Below are 14,841 nucleotides of genomic sequence, written 5' to 3'. Positions count from 1 at the left end.
AGAGGGCTGGTCCCGCGTCCGACCCGTTGCTACCCGCAACCGATGTCGACCATCGCGCCCGCCACCGATCCGCGCGTCCGTGCCGGGCTCACCTATCCGTTCGACGATATCGAGGACGGACGGGCCTTTCCCGTCGCGCCGGGCATCGCGCTCGTGCGGCTCGCGATCCCGGGGCCGCTCCGACACGTCAATTGCTACCTGCTCGACGACCGCGACGGCGTCGCCCTGGTCGACACGGGCATGAACACGGACGCGGCGCGCGCGACGTGGAAGGCGCTGTTCAAGGGCAGCCATGCCGGCGTCCGCGTGACCCGCATGATCGGCACTCATTACCACCCCGACCATATCGGGCTGGCGGGCTGGATGTGCGACCATCACCACGCGCCGCTGCTGATGACGCGGGGGGAATGGCTGACCGCCCGGATGCTGATCGCCGATGCGCGCGACGCGGTGCCGCCCGAGATGACCGCCTTTTGGAAGGCGGCGGGCTGGTCGGAGGAACAGGTCGACCACGCCCGCGAGCGCGGCTGGGCGGGGTTCCGGCGCGTCGTGCGGCCATTGCCGCTCGGCTATACGCGACTGCGGGACGGCGAGGCGCTGCGCATCGGCGCGGTCGACTGGCAGGTCGTGGTCGGGTCGGGACACAGCCTGGAACACGCCTGCCTGCTCGACGACCGGCGCGGTATCCTGCTCGCGGGCGATCAGGTCCTGCCGCGCATCAGCCCGAACGTGTCGCTCGGGGTCACGGAACCCGACGCGGACCCGCTGGGCGATTGGTTCGCCTCGATCGATAAACTGCGCGCGCTCGACCCCGACCTGCTCGTCCTGCCCGGCCATGGCGACCCGTTCACCGGGCTGCACGTCCGGCTCGACCAGATGGAAGCCGAGCACCGCGAGCGGCTCGCCATGCTCGAATTGTTCCTCGCCGAACCCGCACGCGCGATCGACTGCTTTTCCGTGCTGTTCCACCGGCGGATCGGGCCCGACATGCTCGGCATGGCGACGGGCGAGGCGCTGGCGCATCTGCGCCGGCTGGAGGTCGAAGGCCGCGCGGCGCGCGAGGAGTGCGACGGCGTCTGGTGGTGGCGAACCGCGTGAACGGCGCGCGCGAGCGTCAGCCGCGCGCGCGCTCGCCCGACACCTTGGTCACCTGCGCCACACCGTCCGCGCCGATCGCGATCAGATAGGCGGGTCCGTCGCTGCAGCGCGCGGACCAGACGGGGCGGCCTTCCTGGTCCGCCTCGCGCGCCGCCTCCGCGACGCCCTGGCACGCGGCCGCGCCGTCGCGGATCGCGCGGAACAGCACCCCGTCGCGCAACTGCGGCGACAGGTCGATGACCCGCTGCTGGACCGCCGAATAGCCGGCCGGCGCCGCGCTGTTGGTCGCGACGTTCGAGCCGGTTTCGGCGGTCTCGCCACAGCCGGCCAGCAGGAAGGAAAGCAGGATCAGGCGGCGCATCGTCATCCTCCGGTCAGGGAACATTGGTGTTCAATTCGTCGAGATAGACCCGCGCCGTGGCGTCCGACGGCGCGCGCCAGTCGCCGCGCGGCGACAGCGAACCGCCCGGCGAGACCTTGGGGCCGTTCGGCATGGCAGTACGTTTGAACTGGTTGGCGAAGAAGCGGCGCAGGAAGCGCTCGAGCCACAGCTTTATCGTCGGCAGGTCATAGGCGGTGCGCGCCTCTTCCGGGTAATCCGCCGGCCACCGCCCCGCTTCCGCGTCGCGCCACGCGTGCCAGCACAGAAAGGCGATCTTGGACGGGCGCAGCCCGTGGCGGATCAGGTAATGCGCGAAGAAGTCGTTGAGCGGGTAGGGGCCGACCTTGTCCTCCGTGCTCTGCATGTTGCCGCCCTCGTCGGCGGGCACCAGCTCGGGCGAGATCTCCTGGTTCAGGATCGCGAGCAGCACCTGATCGGTCGCCTGGTCATATTGGTTCGACCGGACGCACCAGCGGATCAGGAACTGGATCAGCGTCTTGGGGACGCCCGCATTGATCCCGTAATGGCTCATCTGGTCGCCGACGCCGTAGGTACACCAGCCCAGCGCCAGCTCCGACAGGTCGCCCGTCCCCAGCACGATCCCGCCACGCTGATTGGCGAGGCGGAACAGATAATCGGTGCGCAAGCCGGCCTGGACGTTCTCGAACGTCACGTCGTACACCGGCTCGCCCCGCCCGAAGGGGTGGCCCATGTCGGCGAGCATCTGCCGCGCAGCGGGGCGAATGTCGATTTCCTCCGCGCCGATCCCCAGCGCGCGCATCAGCGCCCAGGCATTGCCCTTGGTCCCCTCGCCGGTCGCGAAGCCGGGCATGGTGAAGCCCAGGATGTCCGATCGCGGCTTGCCGAGCCGGTCCATCGCCTTGGCCGCGACGATCAGCGCATGGGTGGAATCGAGCCCGCCCGACACGCCGACGACCAGCTTTTCCGCGCCCGCCGCCGCCAGCCGCTTGGCCAGTCCCTCGACTTGGATGTTGAACGCCTCGTAGCAATCCGCGTCGCGCATCGCCGGGTCGTCCGGGACGAAGGGAAAACGCCGGACCGCGCGCTCCAGGCCGATATCGGCGGCGCGCGCGCGGTGCTCGAACGCGATCCGGCGGAAGCGGGTTTCGGGATGGCCGACCAGTCGGCCATTGTCGTTGAAGGTGCCGTTGCGCGTCCGCTCCTGCGCGATCAGCTCCAGATCGACATCGGCGACGAGCAGCCCCGCCGACTGGTTGAACCGCTCCGACGCCGCGAGCAGACTGCCCAGCTCGTAGATCAGGCCCTCGCCGTCCCAGGCCAGGTCGGTGGTGCTCTCGCCGGGCCCGGCCGCCGAATAGACATAGGCGCAATGCGCGCGTTGCGATTGCGACGCGCACAGCATCGCCCGCTCGCGCGCCTTGCCGATGATGATGTTCGACGCCGACAGGTTGCAGCAGATCAGCGCCCCCGCCAGCGCGCCCTCGGTCGAGGGCGGCTGGGGCGCCCAATAATCCTCGCATATCTCCGCATGGACGACGAACCCGTCGAGATCGCTCGCTGCGAAGATCAGGTCGGTGCCGAACGGTGCCTCCTGCCCGGCGACCGCGATCGACAGGCCGGTGAGGCCGCCGCCGGGCGCGAACCAGCGCTTTTCGTAATATTCGCGGTAATTGGGCAGGTAGGTCTTGGGGACGACGCCCAGCACCCGGCCCCGGTGCACCGCGACCGCGCAATTGTAGAGCCGACCGTTGCGGGGCAGCGCCGCGCCCACGAGCAGCAGCGGCCGTAGCTCGGCACTCGCCGCGACGACCCGCGCCAGGGCGTCCGCCGTCGCGTCCTGCTGCGCCGATTGCAGGTGCATGTCGTCGATCGCGTAGCTGGTCAGGTTCAGCTCGGGATAAACGACCAGGTCGACCCCGCGCGCATCGGCATCGCGGGCCAGTGCGATCGCCGCATCGGCATTGGCAGGCGCGTCGCCCACCGTCGCGATCGGCGTGGCCGCGGCGACGCGCGCCAAGTGGTGGGTGTGAAGGGCGTGGAAGCGGTGCGGATCGGTCATATGCCCGCCATAACGCAGCGGACGCGAAACGGTGGCGAAACCCGCACGCAACTATTTGGCACGTCCGCCCGACCGTATTAGGGCAGGACCCGATGGGAGACAGGGGACCGATCGGGGGAACGCCGCGACCCGTGCCGACGCCGGCACCGGCGCCGGGCAGGGACGGCTCGGTCGCCGCGCGTCTGGCCGCGCTCGACCGGCGCTCCTGCCCGCTCGGTCCGATGCGCGAATGGCCGCAGGCCCTGCGCGCCTCGGTGTCGCTGATCCTTCCGGCCGATGTGCAGATGGCCCTGTTCTGGGGGGGCGAGCATGTCGCGATCTACAACGACGCCTATGCTCCCGTCATCGGCGACAAGCATCCCCGCGCGCTCGGCCGTCCCGCCGCGGAAGGGTGGGCGGAGCTGTGGGACGATCTGGAGCCGATCCTCGAACAGATATGGGCGACCGGCGATACCGTGTCGGAAAAGAACCGCGCCTTCTACATCGAACGCCAGGGTGGGGCGGGCGAGGTCGCCTATTTCGACTTCTCCTTTTCGGCGGTCCGCGACGACCGGGGCGAAGTGGCGGGGGTGCTGTCGGTCATCGCGGAGACGACCGCCACGGTCCGGGCAGCGCGCAACGTCGCGGAGGAACGCGCGCGGCTGGCGGAGATGTTCGACCAGAGCCCGAGCTTCATGGCGGTCGTCCGCCAGCCGGGCCAGGTGATCGAGCTCGCCAATGACAGCTTCGCCGAAATGGTCGGCGCGCGCGACCTGATCGGGCGACGGCTGACCGACTTTCTGCCCGAAATCGGCGGGCGGACGACGACCGACCTGCTCGACGCGGTCGCCGTCACCCGCCGCCCCTTCCGCGCGAGCGGGCTGCGCATCGCGGGCGCGTGCGAGCGCTTCGTCGATCTGGTGTGCCAGCCGATCGCCGACCGCAACGGCGCGGTGAGCGCGATCTTCCTGGACGGCAGCGATGTGAGCGACCGCGTCCGCGCGGAGGAACGGCTGCTGCTCAGCACCGAATCGCTCCGCCTCGCGACCGAGGCGGCGGAGGTCGGAATCTGGGATCTGGACCTCGGCACGAACACGCTCAACTGGTCGGCGCGGACCAAGGCGATGTTCGGCATCTCGCCCAATGTCGCGGTCTCGATGGACGATTTCTACGCGGGCCTCCATCCCGACGATGTGGCGGCGACGGGCGCGTCCTTCGCGGCGGCGCTCGATCCGGCGACACGGTCGGTCTACGACGTCGAATATCGCGCGATCGGGGCCGAGGACGGGGTGGTCCGCTGGATCGCGGCGCGCGGGCGCGGCATCTTCGACGCCCAGGGCGTCTGCCGGCGCGCGGTGGGCACCACGGTCGACATCACCGAACGCAAGCGGGCCGCCGCGGTGTTGAGCGAATCGGAAGCGCGGTTCCAGTTGCTGGCCGACACGGTGCCCGCCCTGATGTGGATGACCGGCGCCGACGGCGAGGTCGAGTTCGTCAACCGCGCCTTCGAGACGATGCTCGGCCTGACCCTCGCCGACATGCGGGCGCGCGGCTGGCTCGGGCTACTCCACCCGGAGGAGCGGGCGCGGGTCGCCAGCGCGCGGAGCACCGCCTTTGGCGAGCGCCGCGCCATGGGTGGCCAGATCCGCGTGCTCGACCGGGACGGCCAGGAGCGCTGGGTCCATGCGGAGGCGCGGCCCCGCACCATCGGTGGCGTGTTCGCGGGCTTTATCGGCTGCGCGGTCGACGTCACCGACGCGCATCTGGCGGCGGAAGCGCTGGAGGTCCGCGTCGCCGCGCGCACCACCGAGCTGGCGGAGGCGAACAACCGCCTGACCGCGCAGATCGGCGAGCGCGAACGCGTCGAACAGACCCTTCACCAGATGCAGCGGCTGGAGGCGGTCGGGCAGCTGACCTCGGGCGTCGCGCATGATTTCAACAATCTGCTGACCGTCGTGGTCGGCAATACCGGGCTGGTCGAACGCGCGGCGCGCGCCGCCGGGGTCGACGCCCGCACGCTCCAGCGGCTCGACAATATCCGCATCGCGGCCGAGCGGGGGGCGGCGCTGACCCAGCAGCTTCTGGCCTTTTCGCGCAAGCAACGCCTCGCCACCCGCGCGCTCGATCTGGGCGCGACCGTGATGCGGATGCGGTCGCTGCTGGAGGGCGCGATCGGCAACGCCATCACCGTTGACATGGTCTTGGGGGACGATCTCTGGCCCGCGCTGGTCGATCCGACCCAGATCGAGCTCGTCATCCTCAACCTGGCGATCAACGCGCGCGATGCGATGGCGGTTGGCGGCACCGTCACCATCCGCACCGCCAATGTCGACCGCCCCGATCCGACGCGCCCCGAACATCCCGCCGCCGGCGAGCATGTGATGGTGGAGGTGTCGGACACCGGCACCGGCATGTCGGACGAGGTGCTCGACCGCGTGTTCGAGCCCTTCTTCACCACCAAGCCGGTCGGCAAGGGATCGGGGCTGGGGCTTGCCCAGGTGTTCGGCTTCATCAAGCAATCGGGCGGCGGGATCGCGATCGAGTCCGTGCTCGGCCAGGGGACGAGCGTCCGGATCTTCCTGCCGCGCGCCGAGGCGACCCCCGACGCGCCCACCCAGCCCGGCGATCACGGCCGCGCCGACCTGTCCGGGGTGACGGTGCTGCTGGTGGACGACGACGATGCGGTGCGCGGCGTGACCGCCGACATGACGGGTGATCTCGGCGCGACCGTGATCCCGGTAGCGGGCGGCGAGGCGGCGCTGGCCGCCCTGCTCGTTCATCCGGAGGTGGATCTGGTGATCGCCGATTTCGCGATGCCCGGCATGAACGGCGCCGAGCTGGCGCGGAAGATCGCCGCCGAGCGTCCGCGGCTGCCGCTGCTCATCCTCACCGGCTATGCCGATCTGGGCGCCATCGCCGACGTGCCGGAGGACGCGATCGTCCAGAAGCCCGTCACCGCCGACGAACTGCGCCGCCGCATGGCCCGCGCGCTGGATCGACGTTCATAGGGAGAGGACGAGATGACGATCACCACCGATCGCGCACCGGCCTGGCTCCGGGTCCTGGCCGTCGTGCTGATCCTGTGGGGCGTCGCGGGCTGCTATGCCTGCCTGCAGCAATTCCGGCTGGGCGCGAACGCGATGGGCCCCGCGAGCGCGGCCGACCGAGCGCTCCATGCCGGGCTGCCCGGCTGGTACGGCCCGCTATATGCGACCGCGACGATCACCGGCCTGCTCGGGGCGATCGCGCTGCTGATCCGGTCGCGGCTGGCCATGCCCCTGTTCACCGCGAGCCTCGTCGCTGCCGTCGTGCAGTTCGGCCATATTTTCGCCGCTACCGACCTCATCGCGCGCAAGGGCGTCGCCGCGACGGTGCCCTTCCCGCTGTTCGTCATCGCGGTGGCCGCCGGCGCGGCGCTGCTGTCCCGTCATGCGATCCGGCGGCGCTGGATCGCGTGACGCGACCGGCGTAGAGCCTTCCCCTTATGTCCACCACCTTCACCGTCGACGCCGCCACCAGCCGCGCCACCCCCGTCTCCGCGCCGATGAAGCGGCTGACGATCCCCGCGATCCGTCGCGCCAAGGGGCAGATCCCCCTCGTCATGCTGACCGCCTATACGGTGCGCACCGCGCAGCTGCTCGATCCGCATTGCGACCTGCTGCTCGTCGGCGACAGCCTGGGCCAGGTCGTCTACGGCCTGCCCTCCACCGTCCCGGTCACGTTGGAGATGATGAGCGCGCACGGCGCCGCGGTCGTCCGGGGCAGCCACCATGCGGTCGTGATCATCGACATGCCGTTCGGCAGCTATGAGGTGTCGCCCGAACAGGCCTTCGCCAGCGCCGCGCGGCTGCTCAAGGAGACCGGCGCCGCCGGCATCAAGCTGGAGGGCGGGGCGGCGATGGCGCCCCAGGTCCGCTTCCTGTCGGAGCGCGGTATCCCCGTCATGGGCCATGTCGGCCTGACGCCCCAGGCGGTGAACATGCTCGGCGGTTATGGCGCGCGCGGACGCAGCGAAGCGGAAGGCGCCAAGATCGTCGCCGATGCCCGCGCGGTCGCCGACGCCGGCGCCTTCGCGCTGGTCGTCGAGGGCGTGGTCGAGCCGATCGCCGTCGCCATCACCGGCGCGGTTTCCTGCCCGACGATCGGCATCGGCGCCTCGGCCGAGTGCGACGGGCAGGTGCTCGTCGCGGAGGACATGCTGGGGCTGTTCGAGCGTACGCCGCGCTTCGTGAAGCGCTATGACGACTTGGCCGGCCGCATCTCGGCGGCGGCCGAGCGCTATGCGGCCGAGGTGCGCAGCCGTGCTTTTCCCGGTGCCGATCAGGTCTACGCGCCCAAGGCCTGAACGCCCGCTCGACCGGCGTCGCTTCGCCCGGATCGGCCGGGCGCGGGGGCGGCGCTTCCGTTTCGGACGATGCGCGGCTAAGAACCGCCGCGACCCCGTAATTCCACGCGCCCGTCGGAGCAAAGCTTGGCAATCCCTCCCGCCACCAATCAGGAATTCCTGCGCGAAGTCGATGACGAGCTTCGTCGCGACCGGATGACGAGCATCTGGACGCGCTATGGCCGCCTGATCATCGCGGCCTTGCTGGGCGTGCTGGTGCTGTTCGCCGCCTATCTGTTCTGGCGCAACTACCAGGCGAACGCCGCCGGGCGCGAGGGCGAGCAGCTCCAGGCCGCCTATGACGCGCTCGCCGCCGGGCGCACGGCCGATGCCGCCAAGCCGCTCGACGCACTGACGCGGTCGTCGAGCGACGGGCACCGCGCGCTCGCGCTGTTCACCCAGGCCGATATCCTGCTCCAGAAGAACGAATACAAGGCGGCGGCGGCGAAGTTCGGCGCCGTCGCCGGCGACGACGATCTGGCGCCCGCTTTTCGCGACCTGGCGCTCGTCCGTCAGACGGTCGCCGACTATGACACGCTGGCGCCGCAGGTGGTGATCGACCGGCTTCGCCCGCTGGCGGTGCCCGGCAACGCCTATTTCGGCAGCGCGGGCGAGATGGTGGCGGCGGCCTATCTGCGCACCGGTCGCCGCGACCTGGCCGGGCGGCTTTTCGGGCAGATCGCCCGCGACGAGAACGTGCCCGCGACGCTGCGTCAACGCGCGGTTCAGATGGCGGGCCTACTCGGGGTCGACGCGGTGATGCAGGATGAGGACCGGAAGGCTCGATGACTAACAGGTTTCGTACATCGGTGGCGATCGCCGCGCTGACGACGCTCAGCGCTTGCGGCATCTTCAAGGGCGGGCAGAAGCGTACCCCGACCGTGGGCGACCGGATCCCGATCCTGGTGTCGGAGAATGCGGTCGAGGCCGATGCGGAGATGGCCGCCATCCCCGTGTCGCTTCCCGCGCCGGTTCGCAACGACAGCTGGACCCAGCCCGGCGGCAATGCCGAGAAATCGCTCCCGCATCCCGCGCTGGCGGCGTCACCGACGCGCATATGGACCGCGCAGATCGACGGCGGCTCAAACCGCCAGCGTCTGGCCTCGCCCCCGGTCGTCGCGGAGAACAAGCTGTTCGTCATCGACGTGACCGCCACCGTCCACGCCTTCGCCGCCGATACCGGCGCGAAATTGTGGAGCAAGCAGATCGCGGAAGGCAGCGAAAACCAGTCCGCGCGCTTCGGCGGCGGCGTCTCCTATGATTCGGGGCGTGTGTTCGCGACCGACGGCGTCGGCGACGTCGTGTCGCTCGCCGCCGCCGATGGCGCGATCGGCTGGCGGATCAAGCCGGGCGGCCCCCTGCGCGGCAGCCCCACGGTCGCCAACGACACGGTGTATGTGCTGACCCAGGACAACCAGCTCTTCGCGCTGGGCCAGGCCGACGGCAAGGTGCGTTGGGCGCAGTCGGGCACGCTGGAAAGCCAGGGCGTGTTCGGCGTGGCCGCCCCCGCCTCGGCGCGCGGAACCGTCGTGGCGGGTTTTTCCAGCGGGGAACTGAACGCCTATCGTTACGAGAATGGCCGCGTGCTGTGGCAGGATGCGTTGTCGCGCACCTCGATCTCGACCTCTGTGTCGAGCCTGGCCGATATCGACGCGTCGCCCATCATCGACAATGACCGCGTCTATGCGGTGGGCGAGGGCGGGCGCATGGTCGCGCTCGACCTGACCACGGGCCAGCGGCTGTGGGAACAGAATCTGTCCAGCATCTCGACCCCGGCGATCGCGGGCGAATGGCTGTTCGTCATGACCGACGACGCGCGGCTCCTGTGCATCTCGCGCGCGACGGGCAAGGCGCGGTGGATCAAGCAGCTGACCCGTTATCGCAACGAGAAGAAGCGCTCGGGCGCGGTGACCTGGTTCGGCCCGGTACTGGCCGGCGGACGGCTGGTGCTGACCAATTCGCGCGGCGAGGTCACCTATGCCAACGCCACCAATGGCGAGATCGCGGCGACCGTCGAGGCGGGAGACTCCTTCACCCTGCCGGCCGTGGTGGCGAACAGCACGCTCTACACGCTCGACGGCAAGGGCCAGATCGCGGCCTATCGCTGACCAGGTCCCCTCCCGCGCAAGTAGGAGGCGGGTTGCCAGGGTGACGTCCGGGCCCGCGTAGCGTAAGCGCCGCCCATGTCCCGTCTTCCCGTCATCGCGATCGTCGGCCGTCCCAATGTCGGCAAGTCCACCCTGTTCAACCGTCTCGTCGGCAAGAAGCTCGCGCTCGTCGACGATCGGCCGGGCGTCACCCGCGACCGGCGCGAGGGCGACGCGCATCTGGTCGGGCTCGATTTCCGCGTCATCGACACGGCCGGTTACGAGGACATGGATCCCGAAACGCTGCCCGGCCGGATGCGCCAGCAGACCGAGGCGGCGGTGTCCCAGGCCGATGTCGCGCTGTTCATGATCGACGCGCGTGTCGGCATCGTGCCGCTGGAAGAGGAGATATCGCGCTGGCTGCGCACCTCCGACATCCCCGTCATCCTGGTCGCCAACAAGGCCGAGGGAAAGGCGGGCGAGCAGGGCATCCTCGAAGCGCTGTCGCTCGGTTTCGGCGACCCGGTCGAGCTGTCCGCCGAGCATGGCGAAGGCATGGTCGAGCTCTTCGAGGCCATCCTCCCCCACATACCCGAGGAGGTGGAAGCCGATACCGAGCAGGATGACGAGAGTCCCGATGCGATCCTGAAGCTCGCCATCGTCGGGCGCCCCAATGCGGGCAAGTCGACGCTGATCAACCGCATCCTCGGCCAGGAGCGGCTGATCACCGGGCCGGAGGCGGGGATCACGCGCGATTCGATCGCGATCGACTGGGAATGGCGCGACCGCGAGGGCGTCGCGCGCCCCGTCCGCCTGATCGACACGGCGGGGATGCGTAAGCGCGCCAAGGTGCAGGACAAGCTGGAGAAATTGTCGGTCGCCGACGCGCTGCGCGCGGTTGACTTCGCCGAGGTCGTGGTGCTCCTCCTCGACGCCACGCTGGGGCTGGAGGCGCAGGACCTGCGCATCGCCGACCGCGTGCTGGAGGAAGGGCGCGCGCTCGTCATCGCGCTCAACAAATGGGACGTCGCCGAAAACGCGTCCTCCTTGTTCAACGGTGTCAAGAAAGCGCTGGAGGACGGCCTGAGCCAGGTAAAGGGCGTCACCGTCGTCACCGTGTCGGGCGCGACCGGCAAGGGCATCGACCAGCTCATCGGTGCCGCCTTCCAGGCGCGCGCCGCCTGGTCGCGCCGCGTCGGCACGGGCGAGCTCAACCGCTGGTTCGAACGCGCGATCGAGGCCAATCCCCCGCCCGCGCCCGGCGGCAAGCGCGTCAAGCTGCGCTACGTCACCCAGGTCAAGACGCGGCCCCCCAGCTTCGTGATCTTCGGCACGCGCGTCGATCAGCTACCGGCCAGCTATGAACGCTATCTGACGAACTCGATGCGGCGCGATCTCGATTTCGACGGGGTGCCGATCCGGGTGACCATGCGCGCACCCAAGAACCCGTTCGACCGCGATCACCATTAGGGCAGGGCGTCACCGAAACATTGTCGGATTTTCTTGCGGAAACCGGCGTTCGGCAATCACCTGTTTACCTTGCCGATCTAGAGATTGGAGCAAGGATCGTCGGTCACGGGAAGCCGGCGGGCGGGAGAAGTTCGTGTCGTTCGAGGGAAGCACGCTGATCGACTGGGTCGCCTTCACCAAGGCGCGCACCGAGCTTGGCGCGGGGTTCGTCCGTATCTTGGGCTATTTCCGCGAGGACGGCGTGAAGTCGGTCGCGGCGATCGACGCGGCGATGCGCGCCGGATCGGCCGCGCAGATGATCATCCCGGCCCATACGCTCAAGGGCGAAGCGCGCCAGTTCGGCGCGGAGCCGCTCGCCGATCTGGCCGAGGCGATCGAGGAAATCGCGCGCGACTGCGTCGAGACGCGTGACACGCCCGACGATGCGTTGCTTCATGTCGCGCGGCTGCGCCCCTTGTTCAACGATACGCTTGCCCTGCTCGAACGCGAGGCCAACCCGCTGGCCGAGCGCCGACCCGCCGGCGGTTTCGGACGGCGCGTCTAGCGCGACCGGCGAAGCGGCTGCCATTCCAGCCGCGCCAGGCTTCGCCACAGCCACTCCAGCGGACCATGGCGATAGCGGGCGAGCCACGGCTCGGACCAGAGCAGCATGAAGCCCCAGACGAGCGGCGCGAGGGCGTACATCTCCGCGCGACCGATCCGGCCGAACAGCCCCAGTCCCCAGCCATGGAACACGAACGCCATCAGCACGCTGGTGCTGATATAGTTGCTGAACGCCGTGCGGCCGACCGCGGCGATGCGGTCGACGATCCGTCCGCCCGAACGCGCCAGCAGCACGATCGCGCAGGCGTACCCGACGATGAGCAGCGGCCGGATCGGCGTCGCGCCCGCGAACGAACCCAGCGCGACATAGCGCCAGTCGAACCCGTGCGCGATCGTCGCCCAGGCGAGCGCGGCCGATGCTGCCCAGCCGATGGCCAGCGTCCAGGCCGCCCAGCGCCGATAACGTCCAGAGGTCCATGCTCCGGTCAGCAATCCGGACCGGAGCCCGGCCATGCCCCACAGCATATAGCCCAGCGTCTCGAACCCATAAGCGAGCAGCAGCACCGCCGGGGTCCCCGCGTCCTTGGCCCAGCGATAGGCCAGCCCGTCGAGCCACACGCCGCGATAGGCGCGCACCTCCGCCAGCGCGTCGGCCCGTCCCGGTCCGCCGAGCGCCCGGGCTAGCCCCTCGCTTTCCGATGCGAAGGCCGCGATTCCCATCAGCGCGCCGGTGATCGTCTGTACGCCCACCAGGCACAGCCCCGCGATCACCAGCCCGTGCGTGTCCAGCCTGTGGAACAGGAACGCCGCCGCGCCGACCAGCGCATAATGGTGCAGGATGTCGCCCGACCAGACCAGGTACAGATGCGCCAGCCCGAACAGGAACAGCCAAGTCATGCGCGCGAAATGCACGCCCGCCTCCGACTCGCCCGCCGCCCGCGCGCGTTCGATCACCAGCAGTGCCGACGCGCCGAACAGGAACGAGAACAGCCCGCGCAGCTTGCCTTCCACGAACACGAAGGTCAGCGCCCAAGCGATTCGGTCATCCAACCCCGCCCCGCCCCAGGGTAGCGGTGACAGATAGGCCGCCTCGGGCAACCCGAATCCTGGCAGATTGGCGAGCAGGATGCCCATCACCGCCACGCCGCGGATCACGTCCAGCGTCGCGATCCGGCCGGAACCGGTCACGCGGTCTCCAGCAATCGTCCTGCCTGGGCGCGCGCCTCGTCGGTGACGGTGGCGCCCGACAGCATCCGCGCGATCTCCTCGCGTCGTTCCGCGTCGGCCAGCGCGCGGACGCCCGTGCGCGTGACGGTGCCGACGCTCGACTTGTTGATCAGGAAGTGGCGCGCGCCCCTGGCGGCGACCTGCGGACTGTGCGTCACCACCAATAGCTGCGTGGTCTCCGCCAGCCGCGCGAGCCGTTCCCCGATCGCCGACGCCACCGCGCCGCCGACACCCCGGTCGATCTCGTCGAAGATCATCGTCGCCGCGCCGCCCTGTTCCGCCAGTGCGACCTTGAGCGCCAGGATGAAGCGCGACAATTCGCCCCCTGACGCGATCTTGGTCAGCGGGCCGAAGGGGGCGCCGGGGTTGGTCGCGATCTCGAACTCGACCCGGTCCTTGCCCGCGCCGCTCCATGCGTCGGGCGATGAGGCGACGACCGCCGTCCGAAACCGGGCCGCGTCGAGTTTCAACGGCGCGAGTTCGCCCGCTACCGCCTTGTCGAGCGCCTTGGCTGCCACGGTCCGCCGTTTGCTCAGCGCGTCCGCCGCCTTGTCATAGGCCGTGCGTGCCGCCGCCAGTGCGGCGTCCAGCGCGCCGATGCCCTGCTCGCCCTGTTCCAGCCGATCGAGCTGACCGCGTAGCCGGTCGTGAAGGGGGGGGAGCTCGTCGGGCTGGACCCGGTGCTTGCGCGCCATCGCCCGCAGTTCGAACAGCCGCGCCTCGTCCGCCTCCAGCTCGCGCGGATCATAGGCGAGCGCCACGCGCGCCTCGCGCAGTTTCTCCTCGGCGGTCGACCCCTCGATCACCGCGCGGTCGACCGCGGCCAGCGCTTCGGCCAGCGCCTCGTGATCGGCCGCCACCCGCTCCAGCACGCGCGCCGCCTGGCGCAGACAGGCCAGCCCGCCGGCCGACCCTTCCAGACATTCCTCCACGGTCGCCAGCTCGGCCGCGATCTTCTCGGCGCGTTGCATTCCCCGGCGCTTGTCGGCCAGCGCTTCCTCCTCGCCCGCCTCGGGGGCGAGCGTCGCCAGCTCGCCGACCGCATGTTCCAGCCATTCGCGGTCGCGCGCCGCGGTGTCGATCTCCGCGCGCGCCGCCGCCAGTGCCGCCTCGGCGCTCCGCATCCGGTCCCAGGCCCGCGCGGTGTCGCCCGCATCGACCCGCCCGAACAGGTCGAGCAGCGAGCGATGCCCGCGCGGGTTGAGCAGCCCGCGATCGTCATGCTGGCCGTGGATCTCGACCAGCATCGGCGCCAGTTCGCGCAACAGGCCGGCGGACGCGGGCTGGTTGTTGACGAACCCGCGGCTGCCGCCATCGGCCTTGACCACGCGCCGGATGAGCAGCGGCTCGCCCGGCTCGACCTCCACGCCATTCTCGTCGAGCATCGCCGCGACCGGGGCGGAGGGCGGATCAAAGGTCGCGGTCACCACCGCCTGCGGGGCACCGTGGCGCACCAGCCCGCTATCCCCGCGCGCGCCCAGCGCCAGCCCCAGCGCGTCGAGCAGGATCGACTTGCCCGCCCCCGTCTCGCCCGTCAGCACGTCGAGCCCGTCGCCGAACTCCAGGTCCAGCGCCTCGATCAGCACCACGTCGCGAATGGAGATCCCGGTCAGCATCCAGGCTCATCTAG

The 14,841-nt window shown here is 70.1% G+C and carries 12 protein-coding genes; 8 read left to right on the top strand and 4 right to left on the bottom strand.

Going from position 1 to position 14,841, the window contains the following annotated elements; genetic code table 11:
• Positions 1-42: 42 nt before the first annotated feature.
• On the top strand, positions 43-1,098 hold the full coding sequence (locus VF592_RS08025; RefSeq protein ID WP_331005094.1) for an MBL fold metallo-hydrolase: 1,056 nt from the start codon (positions 43-45) through the stop codon (positions 1,096-1,098).
• A 16-nt stretch (positions 1,099-1,114) separates the two neighbouring features.
• On the opposite strand, the gene VF592_RS08020 is transcribed toward VF592_RS08025, so the two are convergent.
• Both VF592_RS08020 and VF592_RS08015 read right to left on the bottom strand, forming a co-directional pair.
• Positions 1,115-1,459 carry a hypothetical protein gene (locus VF592_RS08020; RefSeq protein WP_331005093.1) on the bottom strand — a complete coding sequence of 115 codons (345 nt, stop codon included), beginning with the start codon at positions 1,457-1,459 and terminating at the stop codon, positions 1,115-1,117.
• Positions 1,460-1,472: 13 nt separating this feature from the next.
• Positions 1,473-3,521, bottom strand: coding sequence for an NAD(+) synthase (locus VF592_RS08015; protein ID WP_331005092.1), 2,049 nt, complete (start codon positions 3,519-3,521; stop codon positions 1,473-1,475).
• A 131-nt stretch (positions 3,522-3,652) separates the two neighbouring features.
• On the opposite strand from VF592_RS08015, the gene VF592_RS08010 reads away from it, so the two are divergent.
• From VF592_RS08010 to VF592_RS07980, 7 genes are all read left to right on the top strand, one after another.
• On the top strand, positions 3,653-6,508 hold the full coding sequence (locus VF592_RS08010) for a PAS domain S-box protein (protein WP_331005091.1): 2,856 nt from the start codon (positions 3,653-3,655) through the stop codon (positions 6,506-6,508).
• A 12-nt stretch (positions 6,509-6,520) separates the two neighbouring features.
• Positions 6,521-6,958: a hypothetical protein gene (locus VF592_RS08005; protein WP_331005090.1), complete on the top strand. Its 438-nt coding sequence runs from the start codon at positions 6,521-6,523 to the stop codon at positions 6,956-6,958.
• A 26-nt stretch (positions 6,959-6,984) separates the two neighbouring features.
• Positions 6,985-7,845: a 3-methyl-2-oxobutanoate hydroxymethyltransferase gene (gene panB / locus VF592_RS08000; RefSeq protein ID WP_331005089.1), complete on the top strand. Its 861-nt coding sequence runs from the start codon at positions 6,985-6,987 to the stop codon at positions 7,843-7,845.
• A 126-nt stretch (positions 7,846-7,971) separates the two neighbouring features.
• Positions 7,972-8,673, top strand: a complete 702-nt coding sequence (locus tag VF592_RS07995) for a tetratricopeptide repeat protein (protein WP_331005088.1) — start codon at positions 7,972-7,974, stop codon at positions 8,671-8,673.
• On the top strand, positions 8,670-9,992 hold the full coding sequence (locus VF592_RS07990; protein WP_331005087.1) for a PQQ-binding-like beta-propeller repeat protein: 1,323 nt from the start codon (positions 8,670-8,672) through the stop codon (positions 9,990-9,992). Before VF592_RS07995 ends, VF592_RS07990 begins: the two co-directional genes overlap by 4 nt.
• A 75-nt stretch (positions 9,993-10,067) precedes the next feature.
• Positions 10,068-11,441, top strand: a complete 1,374-nt coding sequence (der, locus tag VF592_RS07985) for a ribosome biogenesis GTPase Der (protein ID WP_331005086.1) — start codon at positions 10,068-10,070, stop codon at positions 11,439-11,441.
• A gap of 133 nt (positions 11,442-11,574) precedes the next feature.
• Entirely contained in the window at positions 11,575-11,985 is a 411-nt protein-coding gene (locus tag VF592_RS07980; RefSeq protein ID WP_331005085.1) for an Hpt domain-containing protein, read from the top strand.
• On the opposite strand, the gene VF592_RS07975 is transcribed toward VF592_RS07980, so the two are convergent.
• Positions 11,982-13,172 (bottom strand): DUF418 domain-containing protein, encoded by a 1,191-nt coding sequence (locus VF592_RS07975; RefSeq protein ID WP_331005084.1) that lies wholly within the window; start codon positions 13,170-13,172, stop codon positions 11,982-11,984. The genes VF592_RS07980 and VF592_RS07975 overlap by 4 nt on opposite strands.
• Entirely contained in the window at positions 13,169-14,827 is a 1,659-nt protein-coding gene (gene recN / locus VF592_RS07970) for a DNA repair protein RecN (protein ID WP_331005083.1), read from the bottom strand. The genes VF592_RS07975 and recN overlap by 4 nt, the downstream gene beginning before the upstream one ends.
• Positions 14,828-14,841 lie beyond the last annotated feature (14 nt).

This window comes from Sphingomonas sp., assembly GCF_036388435.1.
Classification (GTDB): Bacteria; Pseudomonadota; Alphaproteobacteria; order Sphingomonadales; family Sphingomonadaceae; genus Sphingomonas.
Note: the sequence above shows the minus strand (reverse complement) of the source record. Positions and strands in the feature narration are given on the sequence as shown.